20 protein-coding genes are annotated in these 23,343 nt (G+C 62.4%); 8 read left to right on the top strand and 12 right to left on the bottom strand.

Features of this window, described 5'->3' with window-relative positions; translation table 11 throughout:
* Positions 1-116: 116 nt before the first annotated feature.
* From HV796_RS13970 to norR, 6 genes are all read right to left on the bottom strand, one after another.
* Positions 117-1,676: a DHA2 family efflux MFS transporter permease subunit gene (locus HV796_RS13970; RefSeq protein ID WP_175227092.1), complete on the bottom strand. Its 1,560-nt coding sequence runs from the start codon at positions 1,674-1,676 to the stop codon at positions 117-119.
* A gap of 94 nt (positions 1,677-1,770) precedes the next feature.
* Positions 1,771-3,081, bottom strand: coding sequence for an HlyD/EmrA/EmrK family protein (locus HV796_RS13965; protein WP_175227091.1), 1,311 nt, complete (start codon positions 3,079-3,081; stop codon positions 1,771-1,773).
* A gap of 70 nt (positions 3,082-3,151) precedes the next feature.
* Entirely contained in the window at positions 3,152-4,657 is a 1,506-nt protein-coding gene (locus HV796_RS13960) for an efflux transporter outer membrane subunit (RefSeq protein WP_175227090.1), read from the bottom strand.
* Positions 4,658-4,694: 37 nt separating this feature from the next.
* A complete protein-coding gene (locus HV796_RS13955) occupies positions 4,695-5,132 on the bottom strand; it encodes a MarR family winged helix-turn-helix transcriptional regulator (RefSeq protein ID WP_175227089.1) in 438 nt (145 codons plus the stop codon).
* A gap of 133 nt (positions 5,133-5,265) precedes the next feature.
* Positions 5,266-5,703 (bottom strand): MarR family winged helix-turn-helix transcriptional regulator, encoded by a 438-nt coding sequence (locus HV796_RS13950; RefSeq protein WP_175227088.1) that lies wholly within the window; start codon positions 5,701-5,703, stop codon positions 5,266-5,268.
* A gap of 102 nt (positions 5,704-5,805) precedes the next feature.
* Positions 5,806-7,401 (bottom strand): nitric oxide reductase transcriptional regulator NorR, encoded by a 1,596-nt coding sequence (gene norR, locus HV796_RS13945; protein WP_175227087.1) that lies wholly within the window; start codon positions 7,399-7,401, stop codon positions 5,806-5,808.
* Positions 7,402-7,526: 125 nt separating this feature from the next.
* On the opposite strand from norR, the gene hmpA reads away from it, so the two are divergent.
* Positions 7,527-8,708: an NO-inducible flavohemoprotein gene (gene hmpA / locus HV796_RS13940; RefSeq protein ID WP_175227086.1), complete on the top strand. Its 1,182-nt coding sequence runs from the start codon at positions 7,527-7,529 to the stop codon at positions 8,706-8,708.
* A 113-nt stretch (positions 8,709-8,821) separates the two neighbouring features.
* On the opposite strand, the gene HV796_RS13935 is transcribed toward hmpA, so the two are convergent.
* From HV796_RS13935 to HV796_RS13915, 5 genes are all read right to left on the bottom strand, one after another.
* Entirely contained in the window at positions 8,822-10,060 is a 1,239-nt protein-coding gene (locus HV796_RS13935) for a YbfB/YjiJ family MFS transporter (protein WP_175227085.1), read from the bottom strand.
* Between the two features lie 199 nt (positions 10,061-10,259).
* Positions 10,260-11,735, bottom strand: a complete 1,476-nt coding sequence (locus tag HV796_RS13930) for an NCS1 family nucleobase:cation symporter-1 (protein ID WP_175227084.1) — start codon at positions 11,733-11,735, stop codon at positions 10,260-10,262.
* Between the two features lie 239 nt (positions 11,736-11,974).
* On the bottom strand, positions 11,975-12,847 hold the full coding sequence (locus HV796_RS13925) for a MurR/RpiR family transcriptional regulator (RefSeq protein WP_175227083.1): 873 nt from the start codon (positions 12,845-12,847) through the stop codon (positions 11,975-11,977).
* Positions 12,848-12,909: 62 nt separating this feature from the next.
* Positions 12,910-13,983 (bottom strand): ABC transporter ATP-binding protein, encoded by a 1,074-nt coding sequence (locus tag HV796_RS13920; RefSeq protein ID WP_175227082.1) that lies wholly within the window; start codon positions 13,981-13,983, stop codon positions 12,910-12,912.
* A gap of 86 nt (positions 13,984-14,069) precedes the next feature.
* Positions 14,070-14,843, bottom strand: coding sequence for an SDR family oxidoreductase (locus HV796_RS13915; protein WP_175227081.1), 774 nt, complete (start codon positions 14,841-14,843; stop codon positions 14,070-14,072).
* A 293-nt stretch (positions 14,844-15,136) separates the two neighbouring features.
* Here HV796_RS13915 and HV796_RS13910 point away from each other — a divergent pair, with 293 nt between their 5' ends.
* The 7 genes from HV796_RS13910 to HV796_RS13880 all read left to right on the top strand — a co-directional run bounded on the left by HV796_RS13910 (position 15,137) and on the right by HV796_RS13880 (position 21,784).
* Positions 15,137-16,366, top strand: a complete 1,230-nt coding sequence (locus HV796_RS13910; protein WP_175227080.1) for an ABC transporter substrate-binding protein — start codon at positions 15,137-15,139, stop codon at positions 16,364-16,366.
* A gap of 228 nt (positions 16,367-16,594) precedes the next feature.
* The gene (locus tag HV796_RS13905) at positions 16,595-17,461 is read left to right on the top strand and encodes a carbohydrate ABC transporter permease (RefSeq protein WP_175227154.1); all 867 of its coding nucleotides are present in this window, start codon (positions 16,595-16,597) and stop codon (positions 17,459-17,461) included.
* Positions 17,458-18,303, top strand: a complete 846-nt coding sequence (locus tag HV796_RS13900) for a carbohydrate ABC transporter permease (RefSeq protein WP_175227079.1) — start codon at positions 17,458-17,460, stop codon at positions 18,301-18,303. The genes HV796_RS13905 and HV796_RS13900 overlap by 4 nt, the downstream gene beginning before the upstream one ends.
* 150 nt (positions 18,304-18,453) lie before the next feature.
* Positions 18,454-18,891: a carboxymuconolactone decarboxylase family protein gene (locus HV796_RS13895; protein WP_175227078.1), complete on the top strand. Its 438-nt coding sequence runs from the start codon at positions 18,454-18,456 to the stop codon at positions 18,889-18,891.
* Positions 18,892-19,012: 121 nt separating this feature from the next.
* On the top strand, positions 19,013-20,476 hold the full coding sequence (locus HV796_RS13890) for a DHA2 family efflux MFS transporter permease subunit (protein WP_175227077.1): 1,464 nt from the start codon (positions 19,013-19,015) through the stop codon (positions 20,474-20,476).
* A 29-nt stretch (positions 20,477-20,505) separates the two neighbouring features.
* Complete coding sequence (locus HV796_RS13885) at positions 20,506-20,865, top strand: nuclear transport factor 2 family protein (protein WP_175227076.1); 360 nt, start codon at positions 20,506-20,508, stop codon at positions 20,863-20,865.
* Between the two features lie 85 nt (positions 20,866-20,950).
* Positions 20,951-21,784 carry an AraC family transcriptional regulator gene (locus HV796_RS13880; RefSeq protein WP_175227075.1) on the top strand — a complete coding sequence of 278 codons (834 nt, stop codon included), beginning with the start codon at positions 20,951-20,953 and terminating at the stop codon, positions 21,782-21,784.
* Between the two features lie 99 nt (positions 21,785-21,883).
* On the opposite strand, the gene HV796_RS13875 is transcribed toward HV796_RS13880, so the two are convergent.
* Positions 21,884-23,329, bottom strand: a complete 1,446-nt coding sequence (locus HV796_RS13875) for a hypothetical protein (RefSeq protein ID WP_175227074.1) — start codon at positions 23,327-23,329, stop codon at positions 21,884-21,886.
* Positions 23,330-23,343 lie beyond the last annotated feature (14 nt).

Here is a 23,343-nt window from a genome sequence, read left to right as displayed (position 1 = left end):
GGCGGCGCACGCTGCGCTCCGACCGCATTGTTACCGGGCTGCGCTGACCGTGGCAAGGCCAATTTTCCGCGCGAGCGACGCGCGGCATCAATGTCGCCGCACCGCGCGCCGCGCATTCAATGTGCGGCGGAAGCCGCGCCGCCCGCGCCGCCCTTACCCGGCTTCGTCAACCAGATCAACGGAATGATCACGATAAAGATCACGGCCGACAGCCAGAAAATGTCGTTCAGTCCGAGCATCGCCGCCTGCGCATTCAACGACTGCTCGAAGAACGCGAGCGCCTGGTCGCCGCTGCCGCCGAGCGTCGCGTGCAGCGAGCTGACCGCGCCGGTAAAGGTTGGATTGTCGATACTCGCTTGTTCCATCAGCTGCGAATGATGCAGGATGGTGCGGTTGTTCCAGCCGGTGGTCGCCAGCGACGTACCGACACCGCCCGCGAACACGCGTACGAAGTTGGACAAGCCGGCTGCCGCGGGAATCCGTTCGGGCGGCAGCCCCGACAGGATAATGGCCGTCAGCGGCACGAAGAATAGCGCGGTCGGAATGCCTTGCAGCAGCGTCGGCAGCACAAGCGTCCATGCATCGACGCCGGTCGTATACCCTGAGCGCATAAAAAACACGATCGCGTAGCCGACAAACGCCAGCGTGGCCAGCACGCGTGCGTCCGATTTCGGCATGATTTTCGCCATCACTGGCGCGAGCAGCACGGCGAAGATGCCAAGCGGCGCGGTGACCATGCCCGCGTCGACCGCGCGATAGTTCAGGTAAGCCTGGATCCATTGCGGAAGAATCACGAGATTCGAAAAAAACACCGCATACGCGACCGAAATCGCGATCGTGCCTCCGCGGAAATTGCGCACTGCGAAGAGCCGCAGGTCGACCACCGGGCTCTTTTCGGTCAGTTCCCAGATCATGAAGAACACGAAACTCACCGCGGCAACCACGGCGAGCGTACAGATGACCGGCGAATTGAACCAGTCGAGGTCTTTGCCCTTGTCCAGCATGATTTGCAGCGACGCGACCCATGCGATCAGCGAAACCAGGCCGACCTTGTCGATCGGCAGCCGCCGCGATGGCGTTTCGCGCGTCCGGTAGATCATCCATGTCACGCCGGCCGCGAACAGACCCACCGGAATGTTGATGTAGAAGATCCATGACCACGAATAGCTGTCGGTAATCCAGCCACCCAGCGCCGGACCCGCAATCGGGCCGACTGTGGCGGTCATCGCCCACAATGACAGCGCATGCGAGCTTTTCTCCTTCGGATACGAACCGAGCAGAATCGCCTGCGATAACGGAATCAGCGGACCCGCCACCGCCCCCTGCAGCACACGAGCGGCAAGCAGCACGATCAGGTTCGGCGCGAGGCCGCACAACCACGACGACAACACGAACAGCAGAATCGCGCCGACAAACAGCTTGATCTGGCCGACGCGTTGCGTGAGCCAACCGGTCAGCGGAATCGACACCGCGTTCGCCGCGGAGAACAGCGTGATCACCCACGTGCCTTCGTCGACCGACACGCCGAGATTGCCGGAAATCGTCGGGATCGCGACATTCGCGATCGACGAGTCGAGCACGTTCATGAACGTCGCGAGCGCGACCGCGATCGTCGCGAGCACCAGTTTTCCGCCGGATAACGGTGGCAGGCTCGCGGGGTTCGTCGAGGGATTCATATGTCGATTCCTTGCGTTCGCTGGTTTCGGATCAAACAATCTGATCTGTCAGATATGTGCTCTAAAAAAATCGCGCAGTAACCTCGGTGTCGGTTCAGGCCGCCGGTTGTGCCCGGTCATGCCGTGCCGCTGTCTTTGCCGTCGCCGCGTTGGCCGAATGGCCCTGCTTTGCATCGCCGGATGCTGCCTGACGCTCCTCTACCGTGTTTTGCGCGATGATTCGCGCGATTTCGTCATCAGCCTGCGCACCGTAGGCGGCGAATACGTCGGTTCGATAAGTGGTGTTGATCGCGGCACCCAGTTGATGACCGGAGTCGTCGCGCGTCTCGACGTCGACCTCCATCGAGAGCCCGATTCGCAACGGGTGGGCCTCAAGCTCGCGCTGATCGAGCTGGACGCGCACCGGCAAGCGCTGCACGACCTTGATCCAGTTGCCCGTTGCGTTCTGCGCCGGCAGCACGGCGAACGCGGCGCCCGTACCCGCTGAGAATCCGACCACGCGCCCGTGATACGTGACGTTGCCACCGTATACGTCGGCCGTTAGCGTGACCGGCTGGCCGATACGCATGCGTCGCAGTTGGCTTTCCTTGTAGTTCGCATCGACCCACACGCCGTCGAGCGGCACGATTGCCATTAACGGCGTGCCCGGCGCGACGCGCTGACCCACCTGCACCGAGCGGCGCGCCACATAGCCGGTGACCGGCGCGGGCAGCGTGTTGCGCGCATACGCGAGGTACGCGTCGCGCACTTTCGATGCGGCGGCCTGGACATTCGGGTGCTGCGCGACCGTCGTGCGGTCGGTCAGCGCGTGATTGGCTTGCGCCTGCTGACGCGCCGCATCGAGCGCCGCCTGCGCGGCGGTGACTGCGTCGCGTGCGTGCGCAACGTCTTCGGCGGACACCGCGCCGGTATCGGCAACGGCCTGGCGGCGCTGCAAGTCGCTGGTCGCGCGTGCAAGGTCGGACTGCCGCTGTGCGACGGTCGCGCTATAGAAATCGTTGTTCACGTACAGGCTGCTGACTTGCCGCACGGTTTGCGCAAGCGCCGCTTCCGCGTTGCCGAGCGCCACTTTTGCATCGGCCGGGTCGAGCGTCACGACCGGGTCGCCCTCCTTGACGATCTGCGTGTCGTCGGCATTGACCGCGACGACCGTACCTGTCACTTGCGGCGTCAGTTGCACGAGGTTGCCGCTGACGTACGCGTCATCGGTCGACTCGTGGTATTGCCCGTACGTCACGTAGTACGCGCCGTATGCCGCGCCGCCGACGACGACCGCGGCAGCAAGCAGCGCGAGCAGGACCTTGCGCTTGCGCGATTGGGGCTCTGTCTGCGCTTCCTGATGCGATGCCGGCGCGGCGTTGGGGGCCGGTGGTTTCGTTTGCGTCGGGGTGTCCATTTCGCTCATTTCAGTTCTCCAAGGCTTGATCGTTTTTGTGCAGTGCTGGGGGGCTTTGCATGTGTCTGATGGGTCCGCGTTAACGCGAAGTGATCGAAGAAACCGCCGCTGCATCAGTGGCCGCCAGTCCCGCCGAATCCGATGTGTCCGTATATCCGCCGCCTAATGCAGCGGCGAGTGCGATTTGCTGGTCGCGGCGATTCATCGTCAGGTTCGCGACCGCCTGATCGGCTGACAACGCAGTCACGTCCGCGTTGAGCACCGTCAACTGAGTCGTGAGCCCCGCCTTGTATTGAATGAGTGCCAGTTCGTCCGCACGGCGTGCAGCGCTTTGCGCGGTCTGGGCGTCGACCAGTTGCCCGTCGGTCGAGCGGATATCCGCGAGTTGCGTCGCCACTTCGCTCAATGCGGTAACGAGCGTCTGGTTGTAGGTCGCGACCGCATAGTCGAATTCCGCGTAGCGTCCCTTCAGTTTTGCGCGCAACTCGCCTGCGTCGAAGATCGGCAGGTGAATGGCCGGCCCTGCGGAAACCGTGCGGCTCGCCGCGTTCAGAAAGCGGCCGAAGCCGAACGCGTCGAGACCGATTGCGGCGCTCAGGTTAATGTCGGGGTAAAACTCGGCCTTCGTCGATTTCACTTCGTGCGTCAGTCCGTCAACGCGCCAGCGCGCCGCGACGATATCCGGACGGCGGCTTACCAGATCCGCAGGCAGATTGTCCGGCAGTCGTACTTCGTCGCCGACGCCGAGCGACGGCCGCGCGATTTGCAGTCCACGGTCCGGGCCGGCGCCAAGCAGCGCCGCGATCTGATAGCGCGTGGTGACGATCGAGCCGTCAATCGCTTTCAGCGCGGCACGACTCGTCGCGAGATTCGCTTGCGCGGTCTTGAGTTCGACTTCGGTGTCGAGGCCGGTTGCGATCCGTCCTGCGGTCAGCCTGTCGATCTGTTCGCGCTGTGCGATTTCCTGTTCCGCGATATCGCGCAGCACATAGAGCCGCGCCAACTGGTTATAGGAGCGCGCGATTGCCGTTGTCAGCGTCAGGCGGACCACTTGCGCGTCGGCTTCGCTCGCCTCCAGTTGCGACAGCGCGGCCTTCAACGCTTCGCGATTTTTGCCCCACAGGTCGAGTTCATACGATGCGCTGAGCACGCCCTTGTTTTCCGACTGCCAGCTTCCCGCGAACGGTGGCGGCACATAGGTCGTGCCCGAAAACTGCTGACGGGTGTACGAGTAGCTCGCATCGGCTTGCGGCAAGGTCGCGGCTTTCGCGATCTCGCTGTAAGCGGCCGCGGAGGCGACCCGTGCGCGCGCCTGTTCGATGGTTGGACTGCCGCTCAGCGCCTCATCGATCAGCGCTTTCAGTTGCGCATCACCGAACTGGTCCGCCCAGTCGGCCGTCGGCCAGCGACCGCCTTCAGACGGCATGCTCTGCTGCGTGGCATAGTGCTGCGGCTCCGCGAGCTGCTTGTCGCTATGGATGCCCGCATAGTTCACACACGCGGACAGGACCGCCGCGCACATCACCGATACGCCGGCTTTCAGTCCACGAAACGTATATCGCCTTACATTTGATTGACTGATCATTTTCTGACCTATCAGATATATGGTTAAAAAAAACGGCTCAATCGTTCAGTAACTTGTGCAGCAAGCGGCGCAGTTCGTCGTACTCCGCTTCGGAAAAATTCCGCAGCCGCGCGTTGAGCACGTCCGGCGCAAGCTCCGTGATGCGCAGCGCGGTCGCCTGTCCCACAGCGGTGAGCTGCAGGTTAACCACCCGGCGATCCACCGTGTCGCGCGACCGCACCAGCAAACCAAGTGCTTCGAGCTTGTCGAGCATGCGTGTCATCAGGCCCGAATCCACACCGAGATACCGCGACAAGCTGGCCGGCGTGGTATTCGAGCCGCGCAGCAGCGACATCAGGATGCCGATGTGCTGTGCCTTCACGTGCAGCCCTTTCAGCGCGGTATCCATGTCCGCCGCGATCTGGTTGCGTACCTTGTTAAGCACGAACCCGACGCTCCCGGCCTGATGAAAGTTGTCTGGCGTATAGAACGACATCTCTGGCTCCTCATTCGCTGCACGAACAATAGCTGATCTGTCAGATATCTTCAAGAAAATTTTCGCTGCCGTATCGAACCGCGTTCAGGTCAGGTTGAAAAACGATGCGGGATGGATGCCGCAGAGCCGGCGATTATTCGCTGATGAACTTACGCAGCAGACGGCGCAGTTCTTCAAGCTCGGCCTTGGTGAATTTCTTCAGCCGTTCGTTTAACACAGCGGGCGCGATTTCGGGAATTCTCGCGGCCACCGCACGGCCACTGCCGGTCAGCGAAAGATTCACAACGCGCCGGTCTTCGGCATCGCGTGAACGCACAATCAGGCCCCTGGATTCAAGCTTGTCGAGCATTCGGGTCATCAAGCCGGTATCGATGCCGAGCGTTTTCGACAACTCGAACGGCGTGCTGGTCGTTTGCTGTTTCAGCAGCAGCAGGATACCCATTTGCTGGCTCGAGATATCGACTTCCTTCAAAGCCGCATCCATTTCCATGATGATCAGGTTGCGCGCCTTGTTGAGCGCGTAGCCGACGCTGTCCATCAGATTGAAATTCTCTTTCGTATAGTGCCGCACCTGAATCTCCCTGGATGAACGAACGCTTGCCTGGCTGACAGATCAGATACTATCAAATCAGTTCCTGACCGACGTACCGCACGAGCGCACCCGCCAGCCTCCTTATTTCAACCCGAGGCGCTTTGCCAGCCGGTTCAGGTTCGCGCGATCCATACCCAGCGCGCGCGCGACGGCCGCCCAGTTGTTGTCGTGCCGCTCCATCGCGCCGGACACGAGCGAGCGTTCGAACGCGATCACGGAACTGCGGAAATCGCCCGGCGCATCCGCGTCATCCGGTCCAGCCTGGTTTGCCGCACGCTGCGGCGCGACCGACGCGTGCGTGGTTGATATGCCGAGGTCCAATGCGGTCAGCGTCAGGATGCGTGGCCGTTCGCGGTGCCGCGACAGCGCCTTGAACGCGCTGCGCCCGATCATGTGCTCGAGCTCGCGTACATTGCCCGGCCAGTGATAGGACAGCAGCGCCGACTGCGCATCGGTGGCGAGCCGGATGCTCAGCAACCCGAGACGCGCGCGGTTTTCTTCGAGAAAGAAACCGGCTAACAGCAACACGTCGCGCCCTCGTTCGCGCAACGGCGGCACGCGCAGCGGGTAGACGCTCAGTCGATGGTACAAGTCCGCGCGAAACCGGCCCGAGCGCACCTCTTCTGCGAGATCGCGGTTGGTCGCGGCAATCAGCCGCACGTCGACCTTGTGCTCGCTGTCCGAGCCGATGCGTTGCAACTGCCCGTTTTGCAGCATGCGAAGCAACTTTGCCTGCACGCCCAACGGCAATTCGCCGACTTCGTCGAGCAGCAGCGTGCCGCCGTCCGCGAGCTCGAATTTGCCGCGCCGGTCGGACGATGCACCCGAAAATGCACCGCGCACATGACCAAACAGTTCGCTTTCGACTAACGTGTCGGGCAGCGCCGCACAGTTCAGGCTGATCAACGCCTTGTCCGCGCGCGGCGATCCCGCGTGAATCGCGTTGGCCACCAGCTCCTTGCCGACGCCTGTCTCGCCTGTTATCAACACGGTCAGATCGCTGTTCGCGACCGTGCGGATTTCATCGAGCAATTGCCGATGCGCAGTGCTACTACCGATGATTTCGCGAACCCTCGGACCGGTCGCCTGCCGGTAAGCTTCGGCCCGCTGACGCTCTTCTTCGGTGTTGCGCGCGAGTGTATCGATGCGCTCGGCAACACTGACCGTTGCCGCCGCCAGACTCAGGAACGCCTGCAGCAGACTCATGTCCACGCTATCGAAGCGCTCGGGGTCCAGCGCGTCGAGTGTCAGCAGGCCCCACGGGCGTCCATTGATATAAAGCGGACAGCCAAGACAGTCGTGCACTTCGAGGTCACCGCTCACGCCTTCCACCAGACCGTCATACGGGTCCGGCAAACCTGAATCGGCGGGAAAGCGAGTCGGTTCGCGTCGCGCCAGCAGTGCGAGAAAGCGCGGATGGTCGCCCACGCGAAAGCGCCGGCCAAGCGTGTCACTCGTCAGGCCATCGATTGCGAGCGGCACGAGCATATCGCCGTCGAGCCGCAATAACGCGGCCGCATCGCCCGAAAAAAGCTCGCGCAACGTGGTGAGCAGGCGCCGGTAGCGCTCGCTTCCGGACAGATCGCGCGACAGGTCCTGGACCAGCCGCAACAGCGCATCAAGCAGGTCTGTCGCAGTCAGTGTGACCGCGCCAGTAGTCGATTCGACTCGTGTCATATCCACTTCGACTATTCGTAAAGCACTGATTTTATTACACATCAATGCTGGCCCGCTTCATGCGTTATCAAGCGCGAGCCCGTTTGCGGGTCTTCAGCCACTCTCAATGAATAGAGGTAAGTTCCATGCTGTCAGCCGAACATCGCGCTATCGTCAAAGCCACCATTCCGCTGCTCGAAAGCGGCGGCGAAGCTCTCATCACTCACTTCTACAGGACGATGCTGTCCGAGTATCCGGAAGTGCGTCCGCTTTTCAATCAGGCACACCAGGCCAACGGCGACCAGGCACGCGCACTGGCGAACGGCGTGCTGATGTACGCGCGCCATATCGATCAGCTCGAGCAGTTGGGCGGCCTCGTGTCGCGGATCGTCAACAAGCACGTGTCGCTGAATATCCTGCCCGGACATTATCCGATCGTCGGCGCTTGCTTGCTGCGAGCGATTCGCGAGGTGCTCGGGCCGGACATCGCGACCGATGCGGTGATCGATGCGTGGGGCGCCGCCTATCAACAGCTCGCCGATATTCTGATCGGTCTCGAAGAGAGCGCGTACGCAGCAAAGGAAGCGTCACAGGGCGGCTGGCGCGGCACGCGAAAATTCACGGTCGCGCGCAAGGTGCGCGAAAGCGACGAGATTACGTCGTTCTATCTGCGTCCCGCCGACGGCGGCGATCTGCTCGACTTCAAGCCGGGCCAATTCATCGCGTTGCGCGTCGTGATCGACGGTGAGGAGGTGCGCCGCAACTATTCACTGTCGGCAGCCGCAAACGGGCTTGAGTATCGGATCAGCGTGAAGTGCGAGCCGAACGGCAAGGTGTCGAACTACCTGCACGACCATGTGATCGAAGACGACACGCTCGATGTGTTCGCGCCATCCGGCGACTTCACGCTCGAAGACAGTGCAAAGCCGCTCGTGCTGATCAGCGGCGGGGTCGGCATTACACCGACGCTGGCGATGTTGCGTGTTGCGCTGAAGACGTCGCGGCCGGTGCACTTCATTCACGCGGCACGTCACGGCGGCGTGCACGCGTTCCGCCACTTTATCGACGAACTCGCCGCGCGCCACCCGCAGTTGAAGCGCTTTTACGTGTATGAAAAGCCGCGTGCGGACGACAACGCTTTCGACGCCACCGGCTATCTCGACGAAGCGCGGCTGCGCGAATGGATGCCGGCCTCGCGCGACGTCGACGTGTATTTCCTTGGGCCGAAGTCCTTCATGAAGGCCGTCAAGAAGCATCTGAAAGCGCTCGGCGTGCCGGCCGAACAGGCGCGCTATGAGTTCTTCGGGCCGGCTTCCGCGCTGGATTGAACGGAGCACGATTGCGCCGCTAGCGGCTTTTTGCTGGCCGATAGCGGTTGAATCGAACATCGGATGCAAGGTAGGCGAAGAGGCGCGCAGTACCCGGCGTCTCTTTTTTTCCTTCAACGGCCGTCAATGGCTTTCGTGCGAGCCGCCAGCCGCGAACCGAACAGGTCGACGATCACGCAGGTGAAGAACGCCGCGGCGCCGATCGCAAACAGCGTTCGATGACTTCCGCCACTGCCGTTGAAGATTGACGAGCAGAGGTAACCCGCGGCCGCCTGGAATGCCGCGAACACAATCGTGAGCCGGCTCCACACAATATTCTGTCGCGCCTGATTGGCGGGAATCACTTCGTGCACGCGAGTCAGCATCATCGGCACGATGCCCGGCGGAAAGCTGCCGATCATCACGGCCAGCACGCCGATCGCGAACCGGTTGCCCGACGTCGCGAGCAGCGCCGCAAAAATGGCCTGCGCCAGCATCACGGCGCGCATGCTGAGCGCACCGCCGAGCCGGTCCGCGAGCCAGCCATAGAACGGCGGCCCGGCGATTGCGCCGACACCGTACAGGATCCAGTACAGCGCGCCGACATGGGTGCCCGCACCGAGCCCACGCGCGATAAAGTCGGCCAGGAACGCCATGGTCGGCACGATACCGAAAGCCATCACCGCGTATTGCGTGTACAGCATGCGCACCTCGGCGCTTGCCGGCTGATGCGGCGCGGCGGTTTGCGCGTGAGCCTGCGCGAGCGCGGCATGCGCGCGCGCCGAAGGCCACGCCGTCCAGGTCGCGGCTGTCAGCACCGCCGACAGCACGCCCAGGCCGATCCAGGTTTCACTCAAGCCCAGATTGAGGAGCAGCGGAATCACCGTGCCCGATCCGGCAATGCCGAGCCCGAGCCCGAGAAACAGCGCGCCGCCCGCGAGGCCCCTGCGTTCGCCTGGCACGTGCGGCATGACGGTCGCGGCCACCAGCACCATCACCGCGCCGCCGCCTACGCCGGACAATAGCCGCCAGACGAAAAACCATGCGACTGATACGGGATAGCCGCAGGCGAAGAATGCGACGGTGACCAGCACCATCATCGCGCGCAACGTGTGCGCGTTGGTTAGATAGCGGGCAAGCGGGCGGCCGACGATCGCGCCGAGCAGATAACCCATCAGGTTGGCCGCGCCGAGATAGACGGCGTCGGACGTTGCGAACCAGTGCGCCTGAATGAGCGACGGAAGCAACGGCGTGTACGCGAAGCGTGCAAGCCCGATGGTCACGAGACTCGCGCACAGGCCGGCAAAGATATAGCCCCACGCCGAGGCGCGGCGCTCGACAATCGGCGCAGGGGCGGAGGTATCGGTAGACATCAGGAAGGTTTCTGGCTAACGCGTCGCGTCGCCATGACTTATCGGCAGACTCCGTATCCTAGTCATGATCGTCAAAAATGATTAGGCGCTTTTTGAGGAAGAATATGTTGCTACCGATGCCGCAAAAAAGCGAAAGCGCCCTGCGAGCCGTGCTCGCAGGGCGCTTGTGGCCTTTTTCCTGTCTTCGGGACGCGCGACGTTAATCGCGCCGCGCCGCGCGCATCAAGGCAACATACAGAACGGCGCCGCTAATCGCGCCGATCAGCCAGCCGAAATTGTTTTCCGGTAGCACACGCAGCAACTGCGTGCATAGCTCCCAACCGATCGAGATGCAGCCGGACAGGATCAGCGCGATGACGCCCATCCTGTTCCAGCCGCCGTCATAGTAAAAGCGGCCCTTTGGCGACATCGTATAAAGCTCGGCGGTCTGCACCTGTTGCTTTTTGACCAGATAAAAATCGGCCATCATCACGCCGTACAGCGGCGCGAGCACCGCGCCGAATACGCTGACGAAAATCGTGATCGCCCTTGCGCTGTCGACGAAAATCCACGGACAAACCAGCACGGCGAGAATCGAAGCGATCAATCCGCCGCGCTTGAAGCTCACCTGTTTCGGAAACAGGTTCGCAATATCGTAAGCGGGCGACACAAAATTGGCGACAATGTTGATGCCCATGGTCGCCACGATAAACGTCACACTGCCGATCACCACCGCGAACTTGTTCTGGATACGCGCGACGATCTCGACCGGGTCCATGATCATCTGGCCGAACACGGTTGCGCTGCCCGACGTGACGATCACCGTGATGATCGCGAACGCGATGAAATTCACCGGCAAACCGAGGAAGTTGCCCACCTTCATCTGCTGCTCGCTTTTGGCAAAGCGCGAGAAGTCGCCAAAATTCAGCAGTAGCGCCGCGAAATAGCTGACCACCAGCAAAATCGCATTGCCCATCGATGCCAGCTGCTGGCCGCCGGTCAACTGCTTGCCGCCGAGCGTGAGGCTCAGGCTGCCCAGCCCCGCCTGCATCAGAATCCACGCCATCAGCGCGAACATCACGACGTAGACGGCAGGCCCGCAGAAGTCGATGAACTTGCGGATCGTGTCCATGCCGCGCTGGAAAATGATCAGCTGGAAGATCCACATAAACAGGAAGCTGACCCAGCCGAGGCCGTCGAGGCGCATAAAGCTGAACTGGGTGAGCGACGCGGACGCGGGAATGAACAGCACGAGCAGCGTCGCGACCGCCTTCGACGCGAAAAACGTTTGTACGCCATACCAGACGATGCCGACCACGCCGCGTATCACCGCGGCGAGGTTCGCGCCCATCACGCCCATACTGACGCGCGCCATCACCGGAAACGGAATGCCGTGCACGTAGCTCGGTTTGCCGACCCAGTTCATCAACACGTAGACCACCAGGATGCCGACCGTGAGCGCGATCAGCACCTGCCAGCCGGAGATGCCGAGCAGGAACAGGCTCGCCGCGAATGTATAGCCGCCGACGCTGTGCACATCGGACATCCACATCGCGAAGATGCTGTAACCGGTCCACGTCCGTTTGTCATGCGGCACCGGTGCGAGATCGCGATTGTGCAGCCGCGCATCGACCTGGTCAGTGGTCCCATCGATTCCGTGCGACGCGTCGCCGTCGAAAAGAGGTGACGTGGACATGGCTTGCCCCTTAAGGGTTAACAACCGGTTATCTGCGAGGGTGCAGCGCGTTGCTCAGTGCCATGGCGCGGTCCGCGGATGCGGCAATGCGGCGGAGGGGATCGCGTCCGTGATTCGTTCTTATGCTTGCAATATAGATTGTTTTAGTTACGCAAGCGGTTGTCCAGTCGTCAAAAAAGTCCGTGTGCGCGCGAGCGCGGCGTGCGCACCGTGAAGTCCGCGCAGGTCACGTCAGATCGTCAGGTCTGACGATCGCCGCCGGCCGCTTCCGGTTCGTGCGAGACGCGTGCGCCGGCCTCGCGCATCTTTTCGAGCGTCTTCGGTTCGAGGCGCAACGCAATGCCGATCGCCAGCGCGTCGACCACACAGAGATGCACAAGGCGCGACACGCCCGGCGTATCCGGTCCGACCGTAGTCGGCGCACGCAGCAGCAGCGGAATATCGACGAGCCACGCGAGCCGCGAGCCGACATTCGTCAGCGCGATGGTTGTCGCGCCACGCTCCTTGGCGATCTGCATGCTTTCGTTCACTTCGACGCTGCGCCCGGAATGCGAGATCGCGAACGCGACGTCGCCAGGTTCCATCAGGCCCGCGTACAGGCGCTGCAGATGGGCATCCGTGAACGCGCTGGCCGCGACGTCGAGGCGCAGCAAACGCAGTGCCGCGTCCTGCGCGACGAGCCCCGAGCCCGCGCCCACACCGAAGAAGTAGACGCGCCGCGCGCTTGTCAGCGCGGCGAGTGCCGCTTCCACCGCGATCGGGTCCAGCGCACTGCGCGCATGGGTAATTCCTTCGATGACCGCCTCGCCGACCTTGTCGAACAGCGTTTGGATATCGTCGTTATGCGCGACCGCCTGCGACGCATAGGGCATCCCGCCGGCGGCGCTTTGCGCAAGCCGCATCTTGAAGTCGCGCAGCCCGTGCGCGCCGACCGCGCGGCAAAAGCGCGTCACCGACGGCTCGGAAACATCCGCGCGCTGCGCGATCTCGGTGATGCTCGCGCGCATCGCAAAGTCGACGTCAGCGAGGACCATGTCGGCGACCTTGCGCTCGGCGGGCCGTAGCGACGGCAGCACATCGCGGATATGAGGGATCAGGTTCGCTGCGGACAACCGGGTGTTCCTCTTGGGTTCAAGGTCAGGAATCCGCGCCGCGGGCCGCGCGGCGCACGGTGTTACGCAAGCCTGCGTCCGCTCTCCGTGTCGAACAGATGTCGATGTTCGGCGGGCAGCCGCAACGTCACGCGCTGGCCGGGCTCGATCAACGCACGCTCGCGAGTTGTCACGCACCACGCGTTGCCGCCGATCTTGCCGTACAGGTGCGTTTCCGCGCCGGTCGGCTCCACCACTTCGATGGTCATCGGAATACCGTCCTGCGCGGCGCCGGTTTCGATATGTTCGGGCCGCACGCCGAGCGTCACCTTCGCGCCCGGCTGCACCGGCGGCTGCCCCGTCAGCGCAATCCGCAGGCCGTCGGGCAGCAGCAGCGCCAGTCCGCCGTCGCCGGCCACCACCTCGCCCTCCGCGAAATTCATCGACGGCGAACCGAGGAAGCTTGCGACAAACAGGTTGGCCGGCCGGTCATAAAGCTCCAGCGGTCGTCCGATCTGCTCGATGCGGCCGGCGTTCATCACGACGATCCGGTCGGCCATCGTCATCGCTTCGATCTGGTCGTGCGTCACGTAGATCACCGTGTTCTGTAGCCGCTGATGCAGCGCCTTGATTTCGGTACGCATCTGGACGCGCAGTTTCGCGTCGAGGTTCGACAGCGGTTCGTCGAACAGGAACAGTGACGGCTCGCGCACCACCGCGCGGCCCATCGCGACGCGCTGTCGCTGGCCACCGGACAGCGCGCGCGGCAGACGGTCCAGATAGCCGCTGAGATTGAGCATTTTCGCGGCCGCTTCGATGCGCGGCTTGAACTTCGCCGCGGCCTCCTTGCGGATGCGCGGCCCGAATGCGATGTTGTCGTACACCGAAAGATGCGGATACAGCGCGTAGCTCTGAAACACCATCGACACGTTGCGCTGCTGCGGCGCGAGCCCGTTCGCGCGGGTGCCGCCGATAGTCAGTTCGCCGCCGCTGATTTCCTCGAGACCGGCAACCATCCGCATCAACGTGCTCTTGCCGCAGCCCGACGGGCCGACCAGCACGACGAATTCGCCATCGTCGATATGCAGGTCGATGCCGTGCACCACCTGCGTGTCGCCGTAGCGCTTGTAAATGCCGCTCAATTGCACTGCTGCCATGCTGTCCTCTTCGTTGTGCGCTGCTGCATTTGCCTTTGATGGGCGTCATCGATCGCGCAAGCGCGGCTCGTGGCCCGCGCGAGCGCTCATAGCGATTCGAGCGTCAATTCCTCGGCCATCAGCCGGTTGCCCGCCATCAGCCCGCCGTCCACCGGTAGTGCGACGCCGGTAATCACACGTGCGAGCGGCGATGCGAGAAACAGCACCGCGTTCGCGATGTCGTCGGGCGTCGCGAAGTCGCCCAGCGGATACCACTTCTTCAGGTTCTCGAATACCTGCGGGTTCTTGTCGACGCGCGCCTGCCACGCCGGTGTCTTCACCGTGCCGGGACACACAATATTCGCGCGGATGCCATAGCGGCCCAGTTCCACCGCGAGTGCTTTCGTATAACTGATCAAACCCGCTTTCGCCGCGCTGTACGCCGGGTGACCGAGCATCGCCATCCCGTTCACCGAGCCAATCAGGACGATTGCGCCGCGTTGCCGTTCGATCATCGACTCGCGCACCGCTTCGACGGTGTGGTACGTGCCGTTCAGATTCGAATGCACGTCGCGCTGCCACGTCTGCGTGTCCGTTTTCGCGAGCGTCGGCCCCGTGGCCGAGCCGGCATTCGCCACCGCCACGTCCACCGGACCGGTCACGGCGGTCGCGCGCGTGACTGCGTCGCGCACCGCATCGGCGTCACCGAGATCGACCGCGAGCGGCGTCACCTGGGTCGTGCCGAGGCTGTCGACAAACGCCGCCAGCGCGTCCGCCTTGCGGTCCAGAGCCAGCACGTGATCGCCCGCTTCGATGAAGCGTTTCGTCAGCACGCTGCCGATACCGCCGCACGCGCCCGTCACCAACACCACTCGTTTCATCTCCGTCCTCACGCTTTTATGCTGCCTGCATCGCGCCGGATGCCATGAAAATTTCCAACATATGAGAAGCGGGCGCGCACCGTAGGCCATTTGAAGCCATTGGGCTCCGCGCGCCGCCCGTTTCCCCGTAGTGCAACAAAAAGCCCATCTTTACAGGATGTTATGCAAACGATACGGTGTCAAAAAATTATCGGCATCCCTACGTGACAAGCTTTTTTTCGTCCTGTAGGATTTTTTCAAACAATTTAACCCAAAGCGGCCGGCGACGGCAGCAGACCACCCAGGAGAGAGAAATGTCGTTGCATGCACGTGCTTCCCTCACGCTCGGCAAGCTCGCCGTAGCGCTTACGCTCGCAGGGGCCGCCATCGCGGCGCAGGCCGATACGGTCCGCGTCACGGTCGCTCACTACAGCGATCAGACCGCACCGTACTTCGAAAAAATGGCGCGCCAGTTCGAAAAGGCGAATCCCGGCACAACGATCAAGATCGAAGACGTGAACTGGGACACGCTGCAGCAGAAGCTGCAAACGGATATCTCCGGTAACGCGAACGCCGATCTGGCCATCGTCGGCACGCGCTGGCTCCTCGATTTCGTGAAGGACGGCGTCGCCGAGCCGCTCGACGGCTATATGGACGCGAGCTTCAAGAACCGTTTCATCGGCCCGTTCCTGGCTCCCGGCCAGATCGACGGCAAAACCTACGGTCTGCCGATCGCCGCATCCGCGCGTGCGCTCTACTACAACAAGGATCTGCTCGCGAGCGTCGGCTATCCGAACGGCCCGAAGACGTGGAATGACGTGATCGACGCGTCGAAGAAGCTGAAGGCGAAGGGCATTGCCGGTTTCGGCCTGCAGGGCAAGGAAATCGAAACGGATGTCTACTATTACTACGCGCTGTGGACCAACGGCGGCGACGTCGTCAAGCAAGGCAAGGCGGCGTTCGATTCGCCTGCCGGCATCAAGGCCGCGACGCTCTACAAGACGATGATCGACGAAGGCCTCACGCAACAGGGCGTAACCGGCTACAGCCGTGAAGACGTGCAGAACCTGTTCAAGCAGGGCCGCGTCGCGATGGTGATCTCCGCGCCGTTCCTCGCGAAACAGATCAAGAAGGAAGCGCCGACCCTGAAGTACGGCATCGATCCGATCCCGTCCGGCACGAACCAGGCGACGTATGCGGTGACCGATTCGATCGTGATGTTCAAGAACTCGAAGGTGAAGAAGAGCGCGTGGAAGTTCCTCGACTATCTGTTCACGAAGGAGCCGCGCGTCGAGTTCACGAGCACCGAGGGCTTCTTGCCGACGACGAAGGCCGAAGCTGCGGACCCGGCATTCAACGACCCGGACACGAAGGCGTTTATCGCGCTGCTGCCGACCGCGCACTTCGCACCGACGGTCACCGGCTGGGAAGACACCGCGAAGGCCGTGACGAACGCGATGCAATCGGTGTATCTCGGCAAGGCGCAACCGGCTGACGCGCTGAAACAGGCGGCGAACGAAGCCAACCAGTCGCTCGGCCATTAAGCGGCCCTGACGTTTGACCCATCATGACGCCGCATCGCGACAGTCCGCGCGCGGCGTCGACTTCGACAGGCCTGTGCCGCCGCCACCCGCCGGCAGCACAGGTCATGCCGCAGGTCACACCTTGCCTGGCGTCACTGCCGGCGTTTTCCTGATCGAGCACGCATGAGCCGTTCCGCCTCCGCTTCCCCGCCCGCCGCACTTCCCGCCGCCGGGTCCGTTTCGCCGCGGATGATCACGCCGTGGCTGCTGATCGCGCCTAGCCTGATTCTCGCGCTGTTCATCATCAGCTACCCGATCTTCAATATCGTGTATCAGTCGATGCACGATGTGTCGCGCTTCGGCGCGATTCGCGATTTCAATGGACTGCAGAACTTCTTCACGGTATTCGCCGACCCCGTGTTTCTTGACGCGACGCGTCGTACGCTCGTCTGGACCGCGTGCGTGGTCGGCGGCACGGTGCTGATCTCGGTGCCGGTCGCGCTCGTGCTGAACCAGGATTTCCACGGCCGCGGCATCGCGCGCACGATCGTGATGCTGCCGTGGTCCGTGTCGCTGACGATGACGGCGGTCGTCTGGCGCTGGGCGTTCAACGACGACTACGGAATGGTGAACGTCACGCTGCAGCGCCTTGGACTGATCGGCGGCCCGATTCACTGGCTTGCGACGCCGGAACTCGCGTTTCCGGTGGAAATTGGCGTCGGCATCCTTGTATCGATTCCGTTTACCGTGACGATCCTGCTCGGCGGCTTGTCCTCGGTGCCGGGCGATATTTATGAAGCCGCGCGCATCGACGGCGCGAGCGCATGGCAGCAGTTCCGTCAGTTGACGCTGCCGCTGTTGCGGCCATTTATCAACATGGCGATCCTGTTGAACGTGATCTACGTGTTCAACTCGTTCCCGATTATCTGGGTGATGACGCAAGGCGGGCCCGACAACGGCACGCATATTCTCGTCACCTATCTGTACGAACTCGGCTTCCGGCTCGGCCGGCCCGGCCAGGCGGCCGCGGTGTCGCTGATCATGCTGGTGATGCTGTTTGTGTTCTCCATCGTGTACCTGCGTATCCAGCCGTCGAAAGAAGGAGACGCCGCATGAACGCGAAAATGAAACGCTCGCTGTGGTGCTGGATTGCGCTGTCGCCGCTCGTCGTGGTCGTGCTGTTTCCGTTTGCGGTGATGTTCTTCACTGCCCTGAAACCCGCGCAGGAAGTGTTCGTCTACCCTGCGCGCTGGCTGCCGGTGCATTGGCACTGGCAGAACTTCGTCGATATGTGGGGCGCCGCGAACTTCGGCGTCGCGCTGCGCAACAGCGCGATTATCAGCTGCCTGTCGACGCTGCTTGCGCTCGCGGTCAGCCTGCCTGCCGCATATGCGCTCGCGCGCTTTCCGTTTGGCGGCCGTAGCGTGTACCGGCAGTTCCTGCTCGTCACGCAAATGCTGTCGCCGATTCTGCTGGTGGTCGGCCTGTTCCGCCTTGCCGCGATGATTCCGTATGGCGACGGCAATCTCGTCGATTCGAAGATCGGCGTGATCGTGTCGTATGCCGCGTTCAATATCGCGTTTGCGGTGTGGATGCTGTCGTCGTATTTCCAGACGGTGCCGCGCGATCTCGAAGAATCGGCGTGGCTCGAAGGTTGCAGCCGCACGCGTGCGGTATTCAAGGTGTTTCTGCCGCTCGCGGTGCCGGCCATCGTCGTCACGGCAATCTTCACGTTTATCAATGCGTGGAACGAATTCGCGGTGGTCTATACGCTGATCCGCTCGCCGGAAAACAAGACGCTCACCGTGCAGGTCACCGATATGGTCGCGGGCAAGTACACGGTCGAATGGCATCTCGTGATGGCCGCCACGCTATGCGCGACGCTGCCGGTATCGGTTGTGTTCGCCTGGCTGCAGCGGTATCTCGTCAAGGGACTTGCGCTCGGGGCGGTGAAGTAGCCGTCGCATTGTCCGGCGTCGGGGCGGTTGTGCGTGCGCACAAACTGGTCACCTTAAAATTCCAAAAACTGGTCATTTCGTGTGACCAGTTTTTTGCCTACTCTTCTGTTGTCGCGCAACGGTGCGCGCCTCACTCAACCGGAGAGCAGCATGGAATCCCGTCTCGACTTCTATAAGGCCAACCCGCATGCAATCAAGGCGATGCTCGCGCTGGAAGAGCGCATCGGCAAAAGCGACCTCGAAAAATCGCTGACCGAACTGGTGCGTCTGCGCGCATCGCAAATCAACGGCTGCGCGTACTGCGTCGATATGCATACCGCGGACGCGCGCAAGGGCGGCGAAACCGATCGGCGTCTTGCGACCGTCGTCGTATGGCGCGAAACGCCGTTCTTCACCGAACGCGAGCGCGCCGCGCTCGAATGGACCGAAGCGCTGACGCTCGTGTCGCATGATCACGTACCCGATCAGGTGTGGGAAGCCGTCAAACCGCATTTCACTGAAGCCGAGCTGGTCGACCTGACGCTGCTGATCACCGCGATCAACGGCTGGAACCGTTTTGCCATCGGATTTCGCAAGTTGCCTGCCTGAGGTGCCGGTAGGTGTCCGTAGGTGTCGGTAAGTCTGTGAGGTTGAAATCGACACGCGCACGGGACTAGACTGGCCGTTTCCATCGCATCACGAACCACGCATAACGCATGGAGACGGCCGCATGACCCACAATATCGAAGGACGTACCCGCTGGTTGGCACTCGTCGTGCTTTGTCTCGGCGTGCTGATGATCGTGCTCGATACGACGATCGTGAATGTCGCCTTGCCTTCGATCGCAGCGGATCTCGGCTTCTCCGAAACGTCGCTGGTGTGGGTCGTCAATGCCTACATGCTGACGTTCGGTGGCTTTTTGCTGCTCGGTGGGCGTCTCGGCGATCTTTACGGGCATCGCAAGCTGTTTCTCGCGGGCATTACGCTGTTCACGCTTGCTTCGCTCGCATGCGGGCTGGCAAATTCCCAGGTGATGCTCGTTTGCGCACGCGCGGTGCAGGGTCTCGGCGGCGCGATCGTGTCCGCCGTATCGCTGTCACTCATCATGAATCTCTTCACCGAACCCGGTGAGCGTGCCAAGGCGATGGGCGTATACGGCTTCGTTTGCGCGGGCGGCGGCAGTATCGGCGTGCTGCTCGGCGGGCTGCTCACGAATCTGCTCAGCTGGCACTGGATCTTTCTCGTCAATTTGCCGATCGGCATCGGGGTGTATGGCTTGTGCATCACGCTGTTGCCTGCGGGTCGCGGTCATGCGCACGGCGAGCGGCTCGACGTCGCGGGTGCGGTCACGGTGACCGCGTCGCTGATGCTCGCGGTCTATGCGATCGTCAACGGCAATGAAGCCGGCTGGACTTCCGCGCAAACGCTCGGCCTGATCGGCCTCGCCATCGTTCTGCTAGCCGCATTCCTCATCATCGAAGCACGGGTGCGCCATCCGCTGATGCCGCTCGCGCTCGTCCGGATGCGCAATGTGGCGACTGCCAATGCGATCGGCATGCTGTGGGCCGCCGCGATGTTCGCATGGTTCTTTATCTCGGCGCTGTATATGCAACGCGTGCTTGGCTATGCGCCGTTCCAGGTCGGTCTCGCGTTCCTGCCGGCCAATCTGATCATGGCGGCTTTTTCGCTCGGTCTGTCAGCGCGCATCGTGATGCGCTTCGGCATCCGGTGGCCGATCGCCGTGGGCCTGCTGCTCGCGGCGTTGGGGCTGCTGCTGTTTGCGCGCGCGCCGGTCGCTGGCCAGTTCGTGATCGATGTGCTGCCCGGTATGGTGTTGCTCGGCATTGGCGCGGGCGTCGCATTCAATCCGGTGCTGCTTGCCGCGATGAACGATGTCGAACCGGGCGATTCGGGGCTCGCGTCCGGCATCGTCAATACTTCGTTCATGATGGGCGGTGCGCTCGGACTCGCGGTGCTTGCCAGCCTCGCGGCCGCGCAGACCGGCGAGCTTGCCACGACACATGACATGCGCGCGGCGCTCACGGACGGCTATCACATCGCGTTTCTGTTCGGTGCGATTTTCGCCGCTGCGGCCGCGGCACTGGGTGCGTTGCTGCTGCGTACTGCGTCGCCGCACGCTGCGCAATCACCGCCGGAGAGCAGCGGCGGCCGCGCCGCGACCGACCAGTTGTGACGGTGCACACCGCCACCATGGGGGCGTTTATGAACGACCGCGCGACCGTCGAAGACATCGTCCGCCGCTGTTACGCCGCGTATGAGGCAAAAAACCGTGCCGCGCTGGAGGCGCTGCTCGCCGACGATTTCACGTTCACCAGCCCACAGGACGACCACATCGATCGGCGCACCTACTTCGAACGATGCTGGCCGTTCAGCGATGACGTCGAATACTTCCGCATCGAGAAACTGTTCGCGCAGGCCAATGAGGCATTCGTCCGCTATGCGTGCAAACCGGCAGGCCGTGCTGCGTTTCGCAATGCCGAGTTCTTCCGCGTCGAGAACGGCAAGATTGTCGAGGTTCAGGTTTTCTTCGGCTTCACGGCCGACGATATTCTGGGTGCGTAAGCCATCGCCTCTGACATGCGCAAGCCCGATCAAATGACGCTCTGGCGTAACGCCTATGCTGCGCTCATGCCACTCGGGAGCCGATATGAATCCGGTCGCCAAAGCGCTGTGGTTTATCGAAAGTCATTTTGCGGGCGACATCACGCTCGATGACATCGCGCAATGCGGCTGCGTGTCGCGCTTTCATCTGTCGCGTGCGTTCGAAGCGGCGACCGGCCAGCCGGTGATGCGCTATGTGCGCGCACGCCGCCTGAGCGAAGCGGCGCGGCGACTCGCACGCGGCGCACCGGACATTCTGGCGGTCGCCGTCGACGCCGGATACGGCTCTCACGAGGCATTCACGCGCGCGTTCCGCGAGCAGTTCGGCATCACGCCAGAAGCGTTACGCGCGCAAGGGCATGTCGATCACCTCGTACTCATGGAGCCGATCAGAATGGACGAAACCCTGATGACGAACCTCGAGCCGCCGCGTTTCGTCGCTGGCGAGCCTTTGCTGATTGCAGGATTCAGCGAGCGTTACCACTGCGAAAGCAGCTCCTGCATTCCGGCGCAATGGCAGCGCTTCGTGCCGCGCATCGGCACGGTGCCCGGACAGGTTGGCCATGTCGCGTACGGCGTTTGCTACAACGCTGACGATGCCGGTAATTTCGACTATCTGTGCGGCGTCGAGGTGCGCGATTTTTCCGCTTTGCCCGCTGATATGGGCCGGGTTCGTATTCCCTCACAACGCTATGCGGTGTTCGCGCATCGCGAGCATGTGTCGTCGATCCGGCGCACGTGGAACACGATCTGGAATGCGTGGCTGCCGAAGTCGGGGCACACGCCGGCCGACGCGCCGAACTTCGAGCGTTACGGCGAGCAGTTCAATTCGACGACCGGCATGGGCGGTGTCGAAATCTGGCTGCCGTTGAAAGGATAGCTGCGAGGGTCATTGCGACGCTGAACGCGGATGCGGAAGCGCCATGCTAGCCCGATCAAATGACGGGTGATGCACCGGCCATGCTGTCGTTTGCCACGGTCATGTCTGCCCTCCGTATTTTTCCCAGAAGTCGTTGACCAGTAGGCGGTGTTCCCAGAAACGCCAAACAAAACACAAAATGATCGTGACGACGATCGTGCACGTGAAGACTGCTTCAAAGGTGCCCCACTCCTTGCTGGGAGACATCAGCAGGACAAGCGCCCACAGAGAGAAACACGCGATGAGTTCAGGTGCGGGAAACAGGTTGGCGTCGTACCTTTCCTTCCACGGCACGTTCACCGAAGAAGGCTCCTTTGCGACAAAGTTCAACACGACCCCGCGTTCGCGGGGCAGCGCCACAAGCTGTGGCCCCTGTCCGTAGTGCGCCATTTTCGCCGCCAGCGCCTGCACCACCCAGCGCGCCACCGGTGCCTGCGGACCCACCGCGTGGTCCAGTTCGTGCGGGGTTAGCGCCAGACCGCAGTTCTTGACTGCCCCCATGGTGGCATGCTGCGCCAGGCCCTTCAGGCGGCTGCGCCAGAAGTGGTGAACGCGATCCTCCGGCACCTGCTCTGCCTTCAGCAGCAGGGCAAGTGACATGTCCACCTGATCCGCATCGCCAACGATCTGGCGCAGCAGCCAGGCCTGCGGACGAAGTTTGTTCTTCTGCTCCGCGATCAGCTTGCGCGAAGCGACCAGCAACGCCACCGCGACCTCCGATTTGTCTTGCTCGCCTGATCCGGCCTCATTCAGATGCCACGCGAGCAGGAGTCGGTATCCGGGAGTCTGGTCGATAAAGTAGCTGGTGTACGGCAGGGCGCGATGATCGTCCGCGAACCAGACTCCCGCGAAGTCCATCTCCTGACTGTTGTCGATCCAGCGGATGCGTGGATTCTTCGGCAGGTCCAACCGTGCCCACGCTGCCCGAACCTCACCCGCCATCTCCTGCCGGTCACACTGCATCACGATCTCGAACGAATCCTCGAGCATTGCCCGTGCGAGCATGGAAGCCAGCGGGGCCATCAGCTTTTCGGCTAGTGCTGACTCCCGCGATACGCCCTCCGTCGCAGCGACATCGTCGAGGGCCATGACACGCCCCGGATTCTCCGGTGCGTTTCCTTCCAGCCCCAGCATTCGCTCGGCCAGATCAGGCTCGGGCGCGAGAATCACACTGTCAAGGATCGCGACTCCGGTGCGGCTGCTGTGCTGCCAGTCCGTGACCAAGTGCCAGCGACAGGCGTTCCTGACCGCAGCGCTGAACGCCGGCTTTTCGTCGGACAGCAGGTACAACATTGCGCTGAGCATGAACCAGGCAACAACGGGAACCGCCAGCGCGTAGAGCACGAACTTGCTCGATGCGGCGGGCACGCCCGTGGGCCATGTCACCACCGTGAGGGCAAAGGCAACGCTTTCGATTACGAGGAACAGCACAACGTAGACCCACACGGACAACGGCTCCGCCTCAGGCCGCTCGTCCGGGATCAACGGGTCCCATCGAAAACTCATCTACGTGTCTCCCT

Source organism: Paraburkholderia humisilvae, assembly GCF_902859855.1.
Taxonomy (GTDB): domain Bacteria; phylum Pseudomonadota; class Gammaproteobacteria; order Burkholderiales; family Burkholderiaceae; genus Paraburkholderia; species Paraburkholderia humisilvae.
Note: the sequence above shows the minus strand (reverse complement) of the source record. Positions and strands in the feature narration are given on the sequence as shown.

Bases quoted from the DNA above. Each gene is read 5' to 3' on its own strand.
- HV796_RS13970 (WP_175227092.1), bottom strand. From the start codon at position 1,676: ATGAATCCCTCGACGAACCCCGCGAGCCTGCCACCGTTATCCGGCGGA.
- HV796_RS13965 (WP_175227091.1), bottom strand. From the start codon at position 3,081: ATGAGCGAAATGGACACCCCGACGCAAACGAAACCACCGGCCCCCAAC.
- HV796_RS13960 (WP_175227090.1), bottom strand. From the start codon at position 4,657: ATGATCAGTCAATCAAATGTAAGGCGATATACGTTTCGTGGACTGAAA.
- HV796_RS13955 (WP_175227089.1), bottom strand. From the start codon at position 5,132: ATGTCGTTCTATACGCCAGACAACTTTCATCAGGCCGGGAGCGTCGGG.
- norR (WP_175227087.1), bottom strand. From the start codon at position 7,401: ATGACACGAGTCGAATCGACTACTGGCGCGGTCACACTGACTGCGACA.
- hmpA (WP_175227086.1), top strand. From the start codon at position 7,527: ATGCTGTCAGCCGAACATCGCGCTATCGTCAAAGCCACCATTCCGCTG.
- HV796_RS13935 (WP_175227085.1), bottom strand. From the start codon at position 10,060: ATGTCTACCGATACCTCCGCCCCTGCGCCGATTGTCGAGCGCCGCGCC.
- HV796_RS13930 (WP_175227084.1), bottom strand. From the start codon at position 11,735: ATGTCCACGTCACCTCTTTTCGACGGCGACGCGTCGCACGGAATCGAT.
- HV796_RS13920 (WP_175227082.1), bottom strand. From the start codon at position 13,983: ATGGCAGCAGTGCAATTGAGCGGCATTTACAAGCGCTACGGCGACACG.
- HV796_RS13915 (WP_175227081.1), bottom strand. From the start codon at position 14,843: ATGAAACGAGTGGTGTTGGTGACGGGCGCGTGCGGCGGTATCGGCAGC.
- HV796_RS13910 (WP_175227080.1), top strand. From the start codon at position 15,137: ATGTCGTTGCATGCACGTGCTTCCCTCACGCTCGGCAAGCTCGCCGTA.
- HV796_RS13905 (WP_175227154.1), top strand. From the start codon at position 16,595: ATGATCACGCCGTGGCTGCTGATCGCGCCTAGCCTGATTCTCGCGCTG.
- HV796_RS13900 (WP_175227079.1), top strand. From the start codon at position 17,458: ATGAACGCGAAAATGAAACGCTCGCTGTGGTGCTGGATTGCGCTGTCG.
- HV796_RS13895 (WP_175227078.1), top strand. From the start codon at position 18,454: ATGGAATCCCGTCTCGACTTCTATAAGGCCAACCCGCATGCAATCAAG.
- HV796_RS13890 (WP_175227077.1), top strand. From the start codon at position 19,013: ATGACCCACAATATCGAAGGACGTACCCGCTGGTTGGCACTCGTCGTG.
- HV796_RS13885 (WP_175227076.1), top strand. From the start codon at position 20,506: ATGAACGACCGCGCGACCGTCGAAGACATCGTCCGCCGCTGTTACGCC.
- HV796_RS13880 (WP_175227075.1), top strand. From the start codon at position 20,951: ATGAATCCGGTCGCCAAAGCGCTGTGGTTTATCGAAAGTCATTTTGCG.
- HV796_RS13875 (WP_175227074.1), bottom strand. From the start codon at position 23,329: ATGAGTTTTCGATGGGACCCGTTGATCCCGGACGAGCGGCCTGAGGCG.